At 40.8% G+C, this 16,161-nt stretch carries 9 protein-coding genes, 2 pseudogenes and 1 riboswitch; of the genes and pseudogenes, 10 read left to right on the top strand and 1 reads right to left on the bottom strand.

All coding sequences use genetic code 11. The features are described from left to right. Positions 1-50: 50 nt before the first annotated feature. Complete coding sequence (locus tag BCAMP_RS09105) at positions 51-1,061, bottom strand: asparaginase (protein WP_035315120.1); 1,011 nt, start codon at positions 1,059-1,061, stop codon at positions 51-53. A gap of 223 nt (positions 1,062-1,284) precedes the next feature. On the opposite strand from BCAMP_RS09105, the gene BCAMP_RS09100 reads away from it, so the two are divergent. From BCAMP_RS09100 to BCAMP_RS13915, 10 genes and pseudogenes are all read left to right on the top strand, one after another. Beyond that, positions 1,285-2,334 (top strand): 2,3-butanediol dehydrogenase, encoded by a 1,050-nt coding sequence (locus tag BCAMP_RS09100; protein WP_035315119.1) that lies wholly within the window; start codon positions 1,285-1,287, stop codon positions 2,332-2,334. A gap of 564 nt (positions 2,335-2,898) precedes the next feature. Next, positions 2,899-3,000: riboswitch (purine riboswitch) on the top strand. Positions 3,001-3,094: 94 nt separating this feature from the next. Continuing rightward, the gene (locus tag BCAMP_RS09095) at positions 3,095-4,393 is read left to right on the top strand and encodes a nucleobase:cation symporter-2 family protein (protein WP_035315118.1); all 1,299 of its coding nucleotides are present in this window, start codon (positions 3,095-3,097) and stop codon (positions 4,391-4,393) included. A 316-nt stretch (positions 4,394-4,709) separates the two neighbouring features. Next, the gene (locus tag BCAMP_RS09090; RefSeq protein WP_035315117.1) at positions 4,710-5,579 is read left to right on the top strand and encodes a PRD domain-containing protein; all 870 of its coding nucleotides are present in this window, start codon (positions 4,710-4,712) and stop codon (positions 5,577-5,579) included. 156 nt (positions 5,580-5,735) lie between these two features. After that, positions 5,736-7,649: a beta-glucoside-specific PTS transporter subunit IIABC gene (locus BCAMP_RS09085; protein ID WP_035315116.1), complete on the top strand. Its 1,914-nt coding sequence runs from the start codon at positions 5,736-5,738 to the stop codon at positions 7,647-7,649. A 204-nt stretch (positions 7,650-7,853) separates the two neighbouring features. Next, positions 7,854-9,769 (top strand): annotated as a pseudogene (locus tag BCAMP_RS15105) (beta-glucoside-specific PTS transporter subunit IIABC). Positions 9,770-9,817: 48 nt separating this feature from the next. Continuing rightward, a pseudogene (locus tag BCAMP_RS09075) lies at positions 9,818-11,223 on the top strand (PTS transporter subunit EIIC); the annotation flags it as partial. Positions 11,224-12,044: 821 nt separating this feature from the next. Continuing rightward, a complete protein-coding gene (locus tag BCAMP_RS09070) occupies positions 12,045-13,475 on the top strand; it encodes a 6-phospho-beta-glucosidase (protein ID WP_035315115.1) in 1,431 nt (476 codons plus the stop codon). A 20-nt stretch (positions 13,476-13,495) separates the two neighbouring features. Then, positions 13,496-14,941: a glycoside hydrolase family 1 protein gene (locus BCAMP_RS09065; protein WP_035315114.1), complete on the top strand. Its 1,446-nt coding sequence runs from the start codon at positions 13,496-13,498 to the stop codon at positions 14,939-14,941. Positions 14,942-15,117: 176 nt separating this feature from the next. Further along, positions 15,118-15,561: an alpha/beta hydrolase gene (locus tag BCAMP_RS13920; protein WP_198015761.1), complete on the top strand. Its 444-nt coding sequence runs from the start codon at positions 15,118-15,120 to the stop codon at positions 15,559-15,561. A 25-nt stretch (positions 15,562-15,586) separates the two neighbouring features. Continuing rightward, a complete protein-coding gene (locus BCAMP_RS13915; RefSeq protein WP_198015760.1) occupies positions 15,587-16,060 on the top strand; it encodes an alpha/beta hydrolase in 474 nt (157 codons plus the stop codon). Positions 16,061-16,161 lie beyond the last annotated feature (101 nt).

Raw genomic sequence — 16,161 nt, 5'->3', positions numbered from 1 at the left:
AAGTCAAGTGTTCTTGTAGCCAAAGTCAATTAACCTGCTTTTAGGTGTATTTAAGCCCAGTCAGCTGACAAGTCGCCACCAATCGGTGTTTCGAACAATCGTTTTACGGCAATTGGATCTTTCGTTTGGCCTAATACCCACATTAGTTTTGGGACGATGGCTTCAGTATTCATATCGCCAGATAAAATGACAGGGTATTGCGCCACTTTTTGGCCCACTTCATAGAGCAGTAAGTTTTCGCCTTCCTCTAAACATTGCGTTGTCATCACAACTGACACGCCTTGTTCTGTCAGTTTTCCGACCTGTTCAAGGATGTTCTCATCTTCAAACGGCAACCCGCCATTTCCGAAACTTTCAATGATGATGCCATCATAATCTTTTGCGATTGCCTCGAAAAAAGAGGCTTTTAAGCCTGGGAACAATTTCAAAAGGAAAATATCGGGGCAAATGGTTGTGTTGAACTGCATGGTCTCCTCTGTTTGCGCAGGAGAAGTCGTCATGGTCACATGTCCGCCTTCAATCTGAGCGATATACGGGTGATTAACGCTCGCGAACGCATCATAACTTTTGGTGCGAATTTTAACTGCTCGTGTACCTTGAATGACTTTGCCGTCGAACACAACGACAACGCCTGGTTGGCCTTCTAAGCAATAAGTGAGGGCGTCGCGAACGTTCCGTTTTGCATCCGTTTTATGAAAGCTGAGTGGAATTTGTGAGCCAGTTAAGACAATCGGTTTGTTGACGCCTTGTAGCATGTACGACAGGGCGGCGGCAGTATATCCGAGTGTATCTGTGCCGTGTGTCACAATAAAGGCATCATAGTTGTTATAGTCGCGTTCAATTGCCTGGGAAATAGTAACCCAGTCATTCGGGCTCATATTTGTACTGTCTTTGTTCATTAAAAGATGGAAATCAAGTGTTAAGTCACTATGTTGACGTGTGTTGTTTTGTTCTGAAAAATAGTTGCGTAATTCTTGAACATTTAATCCAGGAAGCAACCCATTAGCGGTTTCAACAGAAGCGATTGTGCCCCCGGTTGCTAATACGAGAATTTTCATGATAAGCCTCCTTCATTCGTTTGTCTATCTTTTTCTATTTTAACGAATGAGCGTGCAACCGACAAGTAAAAGTATTAGTTCGTTTGTCTATTTGTCACATGATATAACTTAATAGGTATCGTTCAATAGACAAGTGCAGTGACATTAGCTATACTTAAAGAGAAAAGAAAACGGTTACATCTAGTGGTGGCCGACTTTTTTAATACTTTAAATGGGGGTTTTATAAATGAAGGCAGCAGTTTGGTATGGCGAAAAGGATATTCGGATCGAAGAACGAGAGTTGAAGGCGTTAAAGACTGATGAAGTGACTGTTCGCGTTGCTTGGGCCGGTATTTGTGGGAGTGATTTACACGAATATCAAGAAGGGCCTGTCTTTGTACCTGTGAATGAACCGGATCAATTTACTGGTGAAGTTGCACCTTTAATTATGGGGCATGAATTTGCCGGTGTGATTGAAAAAGTAGGCAGCGAGGTTACGCGTTTTAAAGTAGGCGATCGTGTAGCGATTAATCCGACACTGACTCATGGTATTAAACCAGAGGCGCTTGATACATATGATGGCTTTAGTTTTATTGGCTTACATGGCGATGGTGGTTTCACAACCTTTGCCAATGCTCCCGAAAAACAAGTCTACAAGTTACCAGAAACAATGACACTACAAGATGGTGCCTTAGTCGAGCCGATGGCAGTGGCTGTGCAGGCGATTAAAGAGAGTGAACTGCTCTTTGGCGACACTGTGGCTGTTTTTGGGGCCGGTCCAATTGGGTTATTAACAGTAATTGCCGCAAAAGCTGCTGGGGCAAGTAAGATCATTGTGCTCGATTTGTCAGCCAATCGCTTAGAAAAAGCCTTAGAATTAGGGGCGACACATGCAATTAATTCGGGTGAAGTTGATGGGATACAAGCTATTCGTGACATCGTACCTGGTGGTGTCGATGTGACCTTTGAGGTGGCTGGAGTCGCACCAACCTTCAAGGCAGCAATTGATGCAACTCGCGCTCGTGGGACAATGGTGATTGTTTCCATCTTTGCTCGTCCGATTGAATGGAATCCGCTCCACCTTACAAATACGGGTGTTAAAATCACATCTTCAATTGCCTACACACCGACAACTTTCCAACAAACGGTTGACTTGATGGGAACAGGGCAATTGAAACCGCAAGGAATCGTCACTTCACAGATTGTCTTGGATGACATTGTCAGCAACGGTTTTGAAGCGTTAACGAACGATAAAACGCAGGCGAAAATTTTAGTTGAGTTAAGTGGCGAAAAATAAAAGTTGGAGTCGCTTATTTTATTAATAAGGAACTAAAGTGTATTCTTAGACTGAAGATAAATGCTGTTCTAGGTCGTTACGACTTGCTCGCTCGGGATTACGTACCATCAGTACGCGCACCGTCACTCGCTCGTCGTGCCTACTAGAACGAAAGTGAAATCAACCGGTTGGAAGCATACAGCTTGGAAGAGAAATGAAGGCGACTATTTACCGTCGCTGCCATTTTTCTGAAAGTTGACAGTTTCTGGTTGATTAAACTAGAGGACATAACAGCCTTACTATTCAGTCTTATCATCTCGTAAACAAAGTCACTGTAATAGCATTCGAAAGAAAATGAAGTCTCTTTAGACTTTGTCTACAATCTGAAACAGAGGTGTTTTCACCTCTGTTTTTTTATTTTTAACGACATATAAATCATTTCTGGTTAAAAACACGAACGATAATGTGTTAATTCTTCTTAAACGTACGTCAAACGTTCGGATAGGCTTGACCTTTTAACCAAAAAAGGCTAAACTAAATGCAATAGTATATGCAAGATGATGAAAGCGATGACGTGAATCATTGGTTGTATCATAAACAAGCACTTATATAATTGTCGTAATATGGACGACGCGTTTCTACCTGACTGCCGTAAACAGTCGGACTATAAGTGAGGCATAGGCATGAATGGTTAGCAATAGTGATACTGCTAAGTAGATTAAGCTGCTCCTCATTTAGAGGGGCAGCTTTTATTTAGAGTCTGAGAGGGGATTTTTGATCAATGTTTAAAAAAGGAAGAATCGTTGCGTTAGGTTTGCAACATGTATTAGCAATGTATGCGGGGGCAGTCATTGTGCCGTTGTTAATTGCCAACCAACTCGGATTTACAGTGCAACAAACAACGTACTTAGTTTCGATTGATATTTTTATGTGTGGGATTGCGACGTTCTTGCAATTACGTGTGGGTAAATTTATTGGTATTGGTTTGCCAGTCGTATTGGGCTGTGCTGTTCAAGCGATTGCACCGATTGTGTTGATTGGTCAGGACATTAGCATTGGTGCGATTTATGGTGCGATTATTGCATCAGGCCTGTTTGTCTTTTTAATTGCACCATTCTTTTCCAAAGTTGTGCGATTCTTCCCTCCGGTTGTGACTGGATCAGTTGTAACGGTCATTGGTTTGACGTTAATCCCGGTAGCAATTAATAATTTGGCTGGTGGTCAAGGGAGTGCTGATTTTGGGTCAGGTTATAACCTGGCGTTAGGATTCGGAACATTACTTGTCATTATTTTAACTTATCGTTTTGGCTCTGGTTTTATGCGAGCAATTGCTGTTTTAATTGGTATTCTAGCAGGCACACTTTTTACACTCATCGGCAAAGGAATTTCCTTCCAGTCTGTGGCGGAGGCTTCTTGGGTTCACGTGCCAACGCCGTTTTATTTTGGGGTGCCAACCTTTAATTTTTCGGCGATTTTAACGATGATTATTATCTCGTTAGTCAGTATGGTCGAGTCAACTGGTGTGTATTTTGCCTTAAGTGATATTACAAAGAAAAAATTAACACCGAACGATTTAGCTCGCGGTTATCGCTCAGAAGGGTTGGCGATTATTTTAGGTGGTGTATTCAATACATTCCCTTACACGGCTTACTCACAAAATGTTGGCCTCGTACAGTTATCAGGCATTAAAACACGCAAGGTTATCTATGTTGCGGCTGCGTTCTTAGTGATTCTCGGTTTAATTCCAAAAATGGGTGCGATAACAACAACGATTCCAACGCCTGTGTTAGGTGGCGCAATGATTGCGATGTTTGGAATGGTTGTCGCTCAAGGGATCAAAATGCTCGGCACAGTTAACTTTGCCTCACAGGAGAATTTATTAATTATTGCCTGTTCGGTTGGTTTAGGTCTAGGTGTCACAACGGTGCCAGAGTTGTTTGCGACCTTACCTAAATTTGTGCAATTGTTCACAAGCAATGGTATCGTCGCCGGTAGTGTCTGTGCCATTGTGTTAAACATCGTCTTTAATATGGGACGCAAACAAGTGGCTGAGTCGACTTCTGTCACAGTGCATAAATAAGATGTATTATAAAGATCTGGTGCTACTCAATCGTAGTTCTGGGTCTTTTTAATCAATTGTAACTGATTTAAATGTCATTATTTTCTTTTTTTTTTTGAGAAAAAGAGGCGATTGAAAGCGATTGAAGTCATCAAAATGAATAAATAAAGCTTCGAAACTCGTTGACAACGCTTTCAGACTAGTTTAAACTTACATGTATAAGCAAGAGGGTGTTACCGATACGTTCGGGCATTACCTGTTGGAATACAATGTCGTATTGTTCGCGCAGTATGCTTGTGTTTCAATGGGTATTTTTTAGTTAACGGGAGGGACATGAATGAAGGTCATCCGAAGTTTTAATAATAATGCTGTTTTGGTTAAAGATAACGATTTAACAGAATGGATTGTTATTGGGAGCGGGATTGGATTTAATAAAAAGATTAATGATGAGATTGATGAAGAAAAGATTGAGCGACGTTTCATTGCTGAGTCTCACAGTGCAAAAACAAATGAGGGTGTAGAAACATTGTTACAAATGGATCCCAAGATATTAGAACTCTCTTCACAAATAACAGTTGTTGTTGAAGAAAAGTTAGGTATTCAATTCGAAAATAACAACTACTTAATTTTGGCCGATCACATTAGTTTTTTAATCGAAAGAGCGATGAGTAATATTGAGATGACGAATACCTCCATTCGTTGGGAAGTAAAGAAATTGTTCCCGAAAGAATATGAGGCTGCCAAAATCGCAATGGGTATTATTACAGCAAAGTTTAAGATTGAGCTACCACGCGGTGAGGATGTTTTTTTGACCTATCATTTTGTCAATGCGCAATTGAATGAAGGCAAACTCCAAGAAACGCTAAAAATGTCAAAAATAGTGCATAATATTCTTGAAATCATTCAAATAAAATACCAAATACTACTTAATCAAGAGTCGTTCCATTACGATCGCTTTGTCTCACACTTACGTTTTTTTGTTTTACGTCATCTGGATAATGAACCGGTCGGCATTAACTCGTTAGATTCTGGTTTACTTGAAATGATGCGACTTAAATATGCGGATGCGTATAAAACGGTCGAAAAGATTGCTTATTTTTTAAACAAAACAGAAGGTTGGGAATTATCCCAAGATGAGCGTTTATACCTCTGTCTTCATATTTGGCGCGTAACAAATAAAAAAGAAGATGAACAAACAGGCGTGTGACTATTCAATTAGGCATGACCCAAAAAGCAACCATTGCGGGTGTTTTTTTTGGGTCATTTTTTATTTTTCAGTGAAGGGAGTGATGCGGAAAATCTAACCGTTTCAAAATTTTAATACATAGAACAAAAAAAACAACAGAAAACGGAGGCGATACATATGAAATATGAAAAATTAGCAACGCTGATTATCGAAAACATCGGCGGAAAAGAAAATATTAATAGCCTGATGCATTGTACGACACGATTACGCTTCAAGTTAAAGGATGAAAAGCAGGCGAATACTGACTTTTTAAAAGAAGCTGATGGTATAGTGACAGTTGTTCAAAGTGGCGGTCAATATCAAGTCGTAATTGGAAATCATGTAGCAGATGTCTACAGTGCAATTAATCAACTTGCGGGTATAACAGGAGAAGAGGAAGAGTCTGATACATCAAAAGGTTCGCCCTTAGATCGCTTCATTGATATGATTTCAGGTATTTTTGCCCCAGCATTAGGTTTACTAGCTGCGACTGGTATGATTAAAGGTCTTTTATCATTATTTTTAACGTTTGGTTGGTTAGCGGATTCATCAGGAACTTATATTATTTTGAATGCATTAGGTGATTCATTCTTCTACTTCTTACCAATCATGCTTGGTTATACAGCGAGTTTGAAATTCAAAGTTAATCCGTTCCTGGGGATGGTTATAGGGGCGTCACTTGTGTACCCATCAATTGTTGGGTTAAGTCCAATGGCGATGGCTGCAGCTGGTGCAGAGCCGCTGTATACCCTCTTTGCCGGAACGATATTTGCTTCACCGGTATACATAACATTCTTAGGTATTCCTGTTATTATGATGAGTTATTCATCGTCAGTTATACCGATTATTATAGCTATCTGGTTTGCATCTAAGGTTGAGCCAGTCTTCAAGAAAGTTATTCCAGATGTGGTTAAAACATTCTTAGTTCCGTTCTGTTCAGCACTTGTAATTGTACCAATCACATTTATTGTCATTGGCCCCATTTCAACGTGGGTTGGCGATGCCTTAGGTGCAGGTAGTCTTGCTGTGTATGAGTTCAGTCCAATTCTTGCGGGTATTGCGATTGGTGCTTTATGGCAAATATTGGTTATTTTCGGCTTGCATTGGGGTCTCGTGCCAATTGCGATTCTTAATATATCGACAATTGGTTACGATCCAATCCTCGTGTTAATGACTGCTTCAACATTTGCACAAATTGGTGCAGTGTTAGCTGTGATGATGCGCACGAAAGATAAAAAAGTTAAAGGGTTAGGAGCCTCATCATTTATCTCAGGTATTTTTGGTGTGACTGAACCGGCTATTTATGGGATTACCTTACCGCGTAAAAAGCCATTTATTGCAAGTTGTATTGCTTCGGCAGTTGGTGGTGGTATTATTGGTGTCGCTGGTACAAAAGGGTTTATTGTCGGTGGTTTAGGTCTCTTCAGCTTACCGAGTTTGATTGACCCTAAAGAAGGTATTAATGGTAGTTTTTATGGCGTTATAATCGCAGTAATAGTTGCCTTTGTGTTAGGTTGGTTATTGACGCTTATTATGGATAAATCGCATAAAGACGAACACATTGCAGTAACTGAAAGTACAACAACAGCAACAACCGTGAACGAAGAGCGAATTGGCAGTCCTTTAACAGGAACAATGCGCGAGTTAAGTGGTATTAGTGACGAAGTATTCGCCTCAGGAGCGATGGGTAATGGTGTAGCGATTATTCCGACGCTAGGAGAGCTCGTTGCTCCAGCGAAAGGTGAAGTAACATTAGTGTTCCCGACAGGGCATGCGATTGGCATGCAAACAATCGTTGGTGCAGAAATATTGATGCATATAGGAATGGACACTGTCGAACTCGATGGTAAGTATTTCACCGTTCATGTTGAAAAAGGTGCGGAGGTTGAAAAGGGCGATTTATTAGTGAGCTTTGATATTGCAGCGATTGAAGCGGCCGGTTATCAAATTATTACACCGGTTATTGTTACGAATACGTCTAGCTATACGCAAGTTCGTGCGATTGCAGAAGGCGAAGTGAAAACAGGCGATAACATTATTTTAGTTAACTAAATAAAGATGTGACTATTAAATTAGGCATGATTCAATAACAGGTGGGTTGCTGTTGGTTGAGTCATGCCTTTTTTCATCGAGAAAGGAGAGGTTTAAATGAAGGGTTTTATTAGTCCTAAAAGTGGTTTGCGACCACCGTGATAGTGCTGAGCAAACAAAAGCTAATCAAATACACTAACTGTTGTTAGTAACGGAGGTAAAAAAATGAAATATGAACAACTCGTCAAGTTAATTATTGAAAAAATCGGAGGAAAGGAGAATGTAAACAGTGTCGTTCACTGTACAACACGACTGCGTTTTAAGTTGAAAGATGAACAAAAAGCGGACACTGATTTCTTGAAGAATGCGGATGGTATCGTTACCGTTGTTCAAAGTGGTGGGCAGTACCAAGTCGTTATCGGCAACCACGTGTCTGATGTATATGCTGAAATCGTTAAACAAACCGGCTTATCAGAGCAAACTGAAGCAGGTAATGTTGATAACGGCGGTTCGGTGTTAGACAAAGCGATTGATTTAATCTCTGGTATTTTTGCACCGACATTAGGTTTATTAGCCTCAACGGGTATGATTAAAGGCTTTTTAGCTATTTTTACAACGTTCGGTTGGTTAGCGACTGATTCAGGAACGTATATTATTTTAAACGCCTTAGGCGATTCGTTCTTCTACTTCTTACCAATCATGCTTGCGTATACAGCGAGTAAAAAATTCAAGGTCAATCCCTTCCTCGGGATGGTTATTGGGGCCACACTTGTTTATCCTACAATTTCAGCGATGGCACCATTAACGATGATGGCTTCGGATGCGACGCCGCTATATACATTGTTTAGTGGTACGATTTTTGAATCACCCATTTACATTACCTTCTTAGGTATCCCAGTTATTATGATGAACTACACGTCATCAGTTATTCCAATTATTTTAGCGATTTGGTTAACGTCAAAAGTGGAACCGTTCTTCAAAAAACTTATTCCAGACGTTGTTAAAACGTTCTTAGTGCCATTTTGTGCAGCCTTAGTTGTTGTGCCATTAACTTTCTTAGTCATTGGACCGCTTTCAACTTGGTTAGGAACAGCAATTGGTGCAGGTAGTCTCGCGGTATATCACTTCAGTCCGATTTTAGCAGGTGTAATATTAGGTGGGTTATGGCAGGTGCTAGTTGTTTTCGGTTTACATTGGGGCTTAGTGCCGGTGGCGTTGTTAAACTTAACGACACTCGGGTTTGATCCGATTTTAGTACTAACAGGCGCAGCGTCATTTGCGCAAATTGGGGCTGTTTTAGGTGTAACATTACGAACAAAAAAACAAAAAAAACCAAAGGTTTGGGGATTTCAGCGTTTATTTCAGGTATCTTCGGTGTAACTGAACCGGCGATTTACGGTATAACTTTACCGCGTAAAAAACCATTTATTGCAAGTTGTATTGCTTCGGCGATTGCTGGTGGTATTATGGGCTTTGCGGGAACAAAAACATATATGGTTGGTGGGATTGGTATTTTTAGTATCCCAAGTAAAATTTCGCCCGCTGGAATTGACGGCGGTTTCTATGGCTGTTTAATCGCCATGGCTGTGGCAATTGTGTTAGGTCTTGTATTAACGCTTATTATGGATAAATCACATTTAGATGAAGATGTAACACCAGCAACACAAACACACGTGAGTGATGTGGTAAAAGCTGAAACAATTGGCAGTCCCTTAGTTGGAACCGTAAAAGAGTTAAGTGGTATTAGCGATGAAGTTTTCGCTTCAGGCGCGATGGGGAATGGCGTTGCGATTTTACCGACTGACGGCAAGTTATATGCGCCAACAGACGGTGAAATTTCGCTTGTGTTCCCAACCGGTCATGCTGTCGGGATGAAGACAACCGCAGGGGCAGAAATCTTAATGCATATTGGGATGGATACCGTGCAATTAGATGGACAGTTTTTTGAAACACATATTGAAAAAGGTGCCCGCGTTACAAAAGGAACCTTGCTTGTGACCTTTGATATTGAACAAATTAAAGCAGCAGGCTATGAACTTGTCACACCAATCATTGTGACAAATACAAGTGAGTATGCCACCGTTAAAGCGATGGCTGATGGTGACGTCAAGGTTGGCGAAGCTATTATTGACGTCGTTTAAGTTGAGAGTAAGGGGCAAGATACAACATAAATTTGTGGAGGGTTAGATATGAAATACGCACAGCTAGTGGCAATGATTATCGAAAATATTGGCGGTAAAGACAATATCAACAGTGTTGTACACTGTACCACCCGTTTACGTTTTAAATTGAAAGATGAACACCGAGCGAACACTGATTATTTAAAGGCTGCTGATGGGATTGTGACCGTTGTTCAAAGCGGCGGTCAATACCAAGTTGTCATTGGCAACCATGTCGCTGATGTGTATCAAGAATTGATGCAACAAACAGGACTGACGGGTCAAGAACAAGTACCAGATGATGATAAAGGTTCACTGCTCGATCGTTTTATTGATTTAATTTCAGGTATTTTTGCCCCTGCTCTAGGGCTGTTAGCCGCAACAGGATGATCAAAGGTGTGCTAGCGTTGTTGCTCACCTTTGGTTGGCTTCATGAGACCTCAGGGACGTATATTGTGTTACAAGCATTAGGTGATTCGTTCTTCTACTTCTTGCCAATCATGTTAGGCTATACGGCCAGTAAAAAGTTCCGTGTCAATCCCTTCTTAGGGATGGTCATCGGCGCAACGTTGGTTTATCCGACGATTGTTGGCTTTAGTCCGTTGGCAATGATGGCCTCGGGAGCTGAACCGTTGTATACCCTTTTTAGTGGAACGCTGTTTGAATCGCCAATTTATTTGACGTTTTTAGGTATTCCCGTTGTGATGATGAGCTATACATCTTCGGTTATTCCGATTATTGTAGCCATCTGGTTCACCTCCAAAGTTGAGCCGTTCTTCAAACAGATTATTCCAGATGTGGTCAAAACCTTCTTGGTGCCGTTTTGTTCGACTTTGGTTGTTGTGCCGATTACCTTTTTAGTGATTGGTCCCATTTCAACCTGGCTCGGAACGGCGCTAGGCGCAGGTAGTTTGGCTGTGTATCACTTTAGTCCGTTGATGGCTGGATTGATTTTAGGTGGTATTTGGCAGGTGCTCGTTATTTTTGGGTTACATTGGGGCCTTGTGCCAATTGGTTTGCTTAATTTAACGACCTTAGGTTTTGATCCGATTTTAACATTGACCTTTGCGGCATCATTCGCTCAAATTGGAGCGGTATTAGCCGTTGTGTTGCGAACGAAAGATCAGAAAACAAAGGGTCTTGGTATTTCGGCCTTTATCTCAGGTGTTTTCGGAGTGACGGAACCAGCAATTTATGGGATTACCTTACCGCGTAAAAAGCCGTTTATTGCGAGTTGTATTGCGGCTGCGATTGGTGGTGCAATCCTTGGTTTCATGGGAACGAAAAGTTATATTACGGGTGGTCTTGGTATTTTTGGGATTCCGAGTATGATTAATCCAAAAACCGGTATCGATAGTACCTTTTATGGTATTTTCATCGCGATTGCGCTCGCGTTTGTGATTGGGTTTGTGTTAACGTTGGTGATGGACCGCAAAGCAAAAGATTGATAGGGTGATAGTCGATGCGCAGCGAGTTTCAGTCTGTAGCACAACAACTCTCTTTGAGAAGTTGTTGTGTCAAACTGAAGATAAACGCTGTTCTAGGTCGTCAATGCCTCGCATTCTCGGAGTCGAGTACCATCTGTACACTCACCTCAACGGCTCGTGTTTCCTAGAACAAAAGAATTTAAAGCCGTTCTAAACGGCAGTGATTGGAGAAAATAACGTCTCGACTATTTCCCGTCGATGCGTTATTTTTGAAATCACCCAAGTTTAGGATTTAAATACGAGAGGATATAACAACGTTTCTTTTCAGTCAAGTCATCTTGTAGCCAAAGTCACTTGAACTAAAGTTCAAAGTAAAACCAGTTTAATTCGACTTTGTCTACAATCTGGCACAACAACTCTCTTTGAGAAGTTGTTGTGCTTTTTTTATTTGTGTCTAATTAATTTAGTAGCCAGAGGCTATTCGGATAGAATAGCAGCTATTGTTTGACGACGCTTACATTTTTAGTTATAATAAAATTATATTCAGAGGGTGTTACTGATTGAGCAGGCATTACCTATTAGAATAGAGTGACTTTATTGTGGATGCAATGGAGCATTGTATTTTGATAGGTATTTTTTATTGTCTGCTAAGCGAGAAAAACGTAAGGCCACTACATATTACTGATGTATCTTACAGCGAATAATTGGCGTGTAACTATTCAATTAGGCATGACCCAAGAGACCAAGACAGTTAAATGTTTACGGTTTTTTTGGGTCTTTTTCTTTTGGCTAAATGTAATGATACTACCAAAATAAAAGGGGGATTTATTATGACAACACCATTTCAAAAAGACTTTTTATGGGGCGGCGCAGTCGCTGCCAATCAATGTGAAGGTGCTTATTTAACGGATGGCAAAGGCTTATCACTTGTTGATGTATTGCCTGATGCAGCACACGGACGCTGGGAAGCGATTATGAATCCGCAATTAGCGTTAGAAGGGCAGTATGATTTTTATCCGAGTCATGAATCGATTGATTTTTATCATCATTATAAAGCGGATTTAGCGCTGATGGCTGAAATGGGTTTTAAAACATTTAGAACCTCGATTAGTTGGCCTCGTATTTTTCCTAATGGTGACGATGCCGAGCCGAATGAAGCGGGTCTTGCTTTTTACGACGACCTTTTTGATGAATGTGTGCGTCTCGGGATTGAACCGCTCGTGACCATCAATCATTTTGATACACCTCTAGCGCTCATGAAAAAATGTAACGGTTGGGCCGATCGTCGTGTTATTGAACTGTATGAAAACTATGCTGAAGTCATCTTTAAACGTTATAAGGACAAGGTGAAGTACTGGTTGACCTTTAATGAAATTAATATGATTTTACACGCACCATTTTTTGGAGGTGGGATCGATGTCACGAAAACCGCCAATCCGAAACAAACAACGTATCAAGCGGCTCACCATCAGCTAGTGGCGTCAGCGCGGGTGACAAAATTAGCGCATGACATCAACCCGAATTTTAAAATTGGTTGCATGCTTGCCGGTGGTGTTTCGTATGCAAATACGTGTGCCCCGGAAGATGCATGGAAGGCGGTTGAAGCCAACCGTGAAAATTATTTCTTTATCGATGTCCAATCACGAGGCGAGTACCCAAGTTATTCGAAACGCTTCTTTAAAGAAAATAACATCACGCTTGACATCGCTGAGGGTGATTTAGAAATCCTGAAGGCGTATCCGGTAGAATTCATTTCGTTTAGTTACTATTCATCACGCTTAGTAAGCGCGGATCCAGAAGTGAATAAAACAACCGAAGGCAATGTGTTTGCGACCTTGAAAAATCCCTACTTAAAAGCGAGTGAGTGGGGTTGGCAAATTGACCCACTTGGCTTACGTACAACGATGAATGAGATGTATGATCGGTATCAAAAGCCGTTATTTGTGGTTGAAAACGGCTTAGGAGCGGTTGATACACCAACAGCTGACGGTAAGATTAAGGATGATTATCGTATCGCTTATTTAGCCGAACATGTGAAAGCGATGGGCGATGCGATTGAAGATGGGGTTGAGTGCTGGGGTTATACCCCTTGGGGCTGTATTGACCTTGTCAGTGCGGGCTCAGGCGAAATGAAAAAACGCTACGGTTTTATTTATGTCGATCGTGATAATGACGGCAACGGTAGCTTAGCACGCAGTAAAAAAGACTCGTTTTATTGGTACAAAGACGTTATTAAATCAAACGGTGCATCACTATATTAAACAACAGAGGAGAATGACAAATGTTAGAGATGAATAAAGGATTCAAACCAGGCTTTTTATGGGGCGGGGCAACCGCAGCCAACCAACTAGAAGGTGGCTATAACGAAGGTGGTAAAGGCCTAACGATTGCAGATGTTTCACCAGGTGGAAAAATCCGTATGAAATTATTGCGCGATGATAGCTATCCGCTCGAAATCGATACAGCAAACTATACGTATCCGAATCATCTCGGGATTGATTTTTATCACCGCTACAAAGAAGATATTGCGATGTTGGCTGAAATGGGCTTTAAAACATTCCGCATGTCGATTTCATGGGCGCGTATTTTCCCGAATGGTGATGATGCTCAACCGAATGAAGCTGGCTTAGCATACTATGAAGACGTGATTGATGAATTATTAAAACATAACATCGAACCAACGATTACGATTTCACATTATGAAACGCCATTAAACCTCGTTAAAAGTTATGGTGGCTGGAAAAACCGTGAACTGATTGGTTTATTTGAAAAATATGCCCGTACTATTTTAGAGCGCTTTGCTAATAAAGTAACGTACTGGATGACCTTCAATGAAATTAATACGGGTGTGATGGGTTCGTTCTTTACACTGGGGATGCGTAATGAGTCGGTTAACAATAACTTCCAAGCGTTGCACAACCAGTTTGTGGCCAGTGCGAAGGCTGTTAAAATTGCCCGTGAAATTAATCCAAACGTTCAAATGGGGTGTATGAGTATTTATGCGACAATGTATGCGTATGACTGTAACCCGGTAACAGCGGCAGAAACAATGGAAAAAAACCGTATGTTCAACTACTTTTGCAACGATGTGCAAGTACGTGGTGAGTACCCGACATATGCATATAGCTTCTTTGCTAAAAATAATGTCACATTAGACATTCAACCAGGCGACTTAGAAGTCATTAAAGAAAACACGATGGATTACCTCTCGTTTAGTTACTACATGTCAACGGCTCACTCGTCTGACCCTGCCCATTCAGAAGGTGTGCAAGGAAACTTCTTCGGCGGGACTAAAAACCCGTTCTTAAAAGCGAGTGAATGGGGTTGGGAAATTGATCCAGTCGGTTTACGGATTGCCTTAAATGATTTATACAATCGTTATGGTGTACCGCTTTATATTTCTGAAAACGGCTTGGGTGCAATCGATAAGGTTGAAGCAGATGGCAGCATTAATGATACGTACCGCATTGATTATCTCCAACAACACATTAGCGAAATGAAAAAAGCGGTTGAAATTGATGGTGTCGACTTGATGGCGTACACGTCATGGGGCTGTATTGACCTTGTGAGCGCTTCAACAGGCGAGATGAGCAAACGCTATGGTTTTATCTATGTTGACCTTGACGACGAAGGCAACGGTACTTTAGAACGTTCGCGCAAAGCATCGTTCGATTGGTACAAAAAGGTAATTGCTACAAATGGTGAAGACTTAACAAATAAAGACTAAGCGTGCGCGTAAATATAAATGAAAAAACTTCAATTAGTTGAAGTTTTTTTATTTTATTCATAATTTACACAACAATTGTTCAAAATGATTCTTTTTTTTAAGATATTTCATCTATAATATAAAGAGGATACAAACAGCAAATGAAAATTAAGAACAGACAAAGAAAAGAGGCAGTTATGACAAAGAAAAGAGTGGTTGTTATGTTAATCGTAATCGTTTTATTAGTGAGTGGAGGATTGTTGGTCGCGGGTAATTATTTCTTTAATGTAGCAGTCGTACCAGGCGATAAAGCTTTTTTGGCAGCTGAGGAAACAGACATATCAAAGGATAAGTTATATACTGAAAAACAATGGTTTGAAAAGGAAGCTGTGAAGGCGGATTGGACAATTACATCTAAAGATGATTTGAAATTAAGTGCGTCATATATAGCAGCAGAAAAAAAGAACAATACGACAGTCATTATTGCTCATGGTTATATGGGGTCACGTTTAGATATGGCAGGTATTGCTAAAATGTACCATGAGCAGGGCTATAACGTGCTCGTACCTGATATGCGTGCCCATGGAAAAAGCGAAGGTAAGTATGTAGGGTTTGGTTATTTAGAAAAAAAACGACTTTAAGCGCTGGGTTGATAAGACGATACAAATGAATGGTTCAGCCTCGCAAATCGTACTACATGGGCATAGTATGGGAGGAGCAACAGTAATGTTAGCGACATCTGAAAATCTACCGAAAAACGTTAAGGCCATCGTCGAAGACTGTGGCTACACATCAGCAGTAGCTGAATTAAGCCATCAAATGAAAGAACTTTATCACTTGCCAAGTTTTCCACTGTTACAAATCACCAGCGGTATAACCAAACTGAGAGCAGGTTATTTCTTTGGACAAGCAGATCCAAAAGAAGCGCTAAAAACAAATGAAATACCTTTGCTCGTTATTCATGGTGATAAAGACAGCTTCGTCCCAACAGCATTTGCATACGAGTTATATGAGGCAACGAAGGGTCCTAAAGCAATTTATATTGCTAAAGGGGCCAATCATGTGGAAGCTTTTCCAGTGGATAAAAAGCTATTTGCAACCAAAACACTTTCTTTTGTTCAACAGTATGTTACTAAATAGCAACGGATGGTAGTTGGATCCAACCCTTTTTTCGGTGTGTTTACCGTAGAAATATGGTATCATATGCATGAGTAAATCTAAAAAAAGCGCCGAAAAATCGG

This window comes from Brochothrix campestris FSL F6-1037 (assembly GCF_000525915.1).
Classification (GTDB): domain Bacteria; phylum Bacillota; class Bacilli; order Lactobacillales; family Listeriaceae; genus Brochothrix; species Brochothrix campestris.
Note: the sequence above shows the minus strand (reverse complement) of the source record. Positions and strands in the feature narration are given on the sequence as shown.

Bases quoted from the DNA above. Each gene is read 5' to 3' on its own strand.
- BCAMP_RS09070 (WP_035315115.1), top strand. From the start codon at position 12,045: ATGACAACACCATTTCAAAAAGACTTTTTATGGGGCGGCGCAGTCGCT.
- BCAMP_RS09085 (WP_035315116.1), top strand. From the start codon at position 5,736: ATGAAATATGAAAAATTAGCAACGCTGATTATCGAAAACATCGGCGGA.
- BCAMP_RS09090 (WP_035315117.1), top strand. From the start codon at position 4,710: ATGAAGGTCATCCGAAGTTTTAATAATAATGCTGTTTTGGTTAAAGAT.
- BCAMP_RS13920 (WP_198015761.1), top strand. From the start codon at position 15,118: ATGACAAAGAAAAGAGTGGTTGTTATGTTAATCGTAATCGTTTTATTA.
- BCAMP_RS13915 (WP_198015760.1), top strand. From the start codon at position 15,587: ATGAATGGTTCAGCCTCGCAAATCGTACTACATGGGCATAGTATGGGA.
- BCAMP_RS09100 (WP_035315119.1), top strand. From the start codon at position 1,285: ATGAAGGCAGCAGTTTGGTATGGCGAAAAGGATATTCGGATCGAAGAA.
- BCAMP_RS09095 (WP_035315118.1), top strand. From the start codon at position 3,095: ATGTTTAAAAAAGGAAGAATCGTTGCGTTAGGTTTGCAACATGTATTA.
- BCAMP_RS09065 (WP_035315114.1), top strand. From the start codon at position 13,496: ATGTTAGAGATGAATAAAGGATTCAAACCAGGCTTTTTATGGGGCGGG.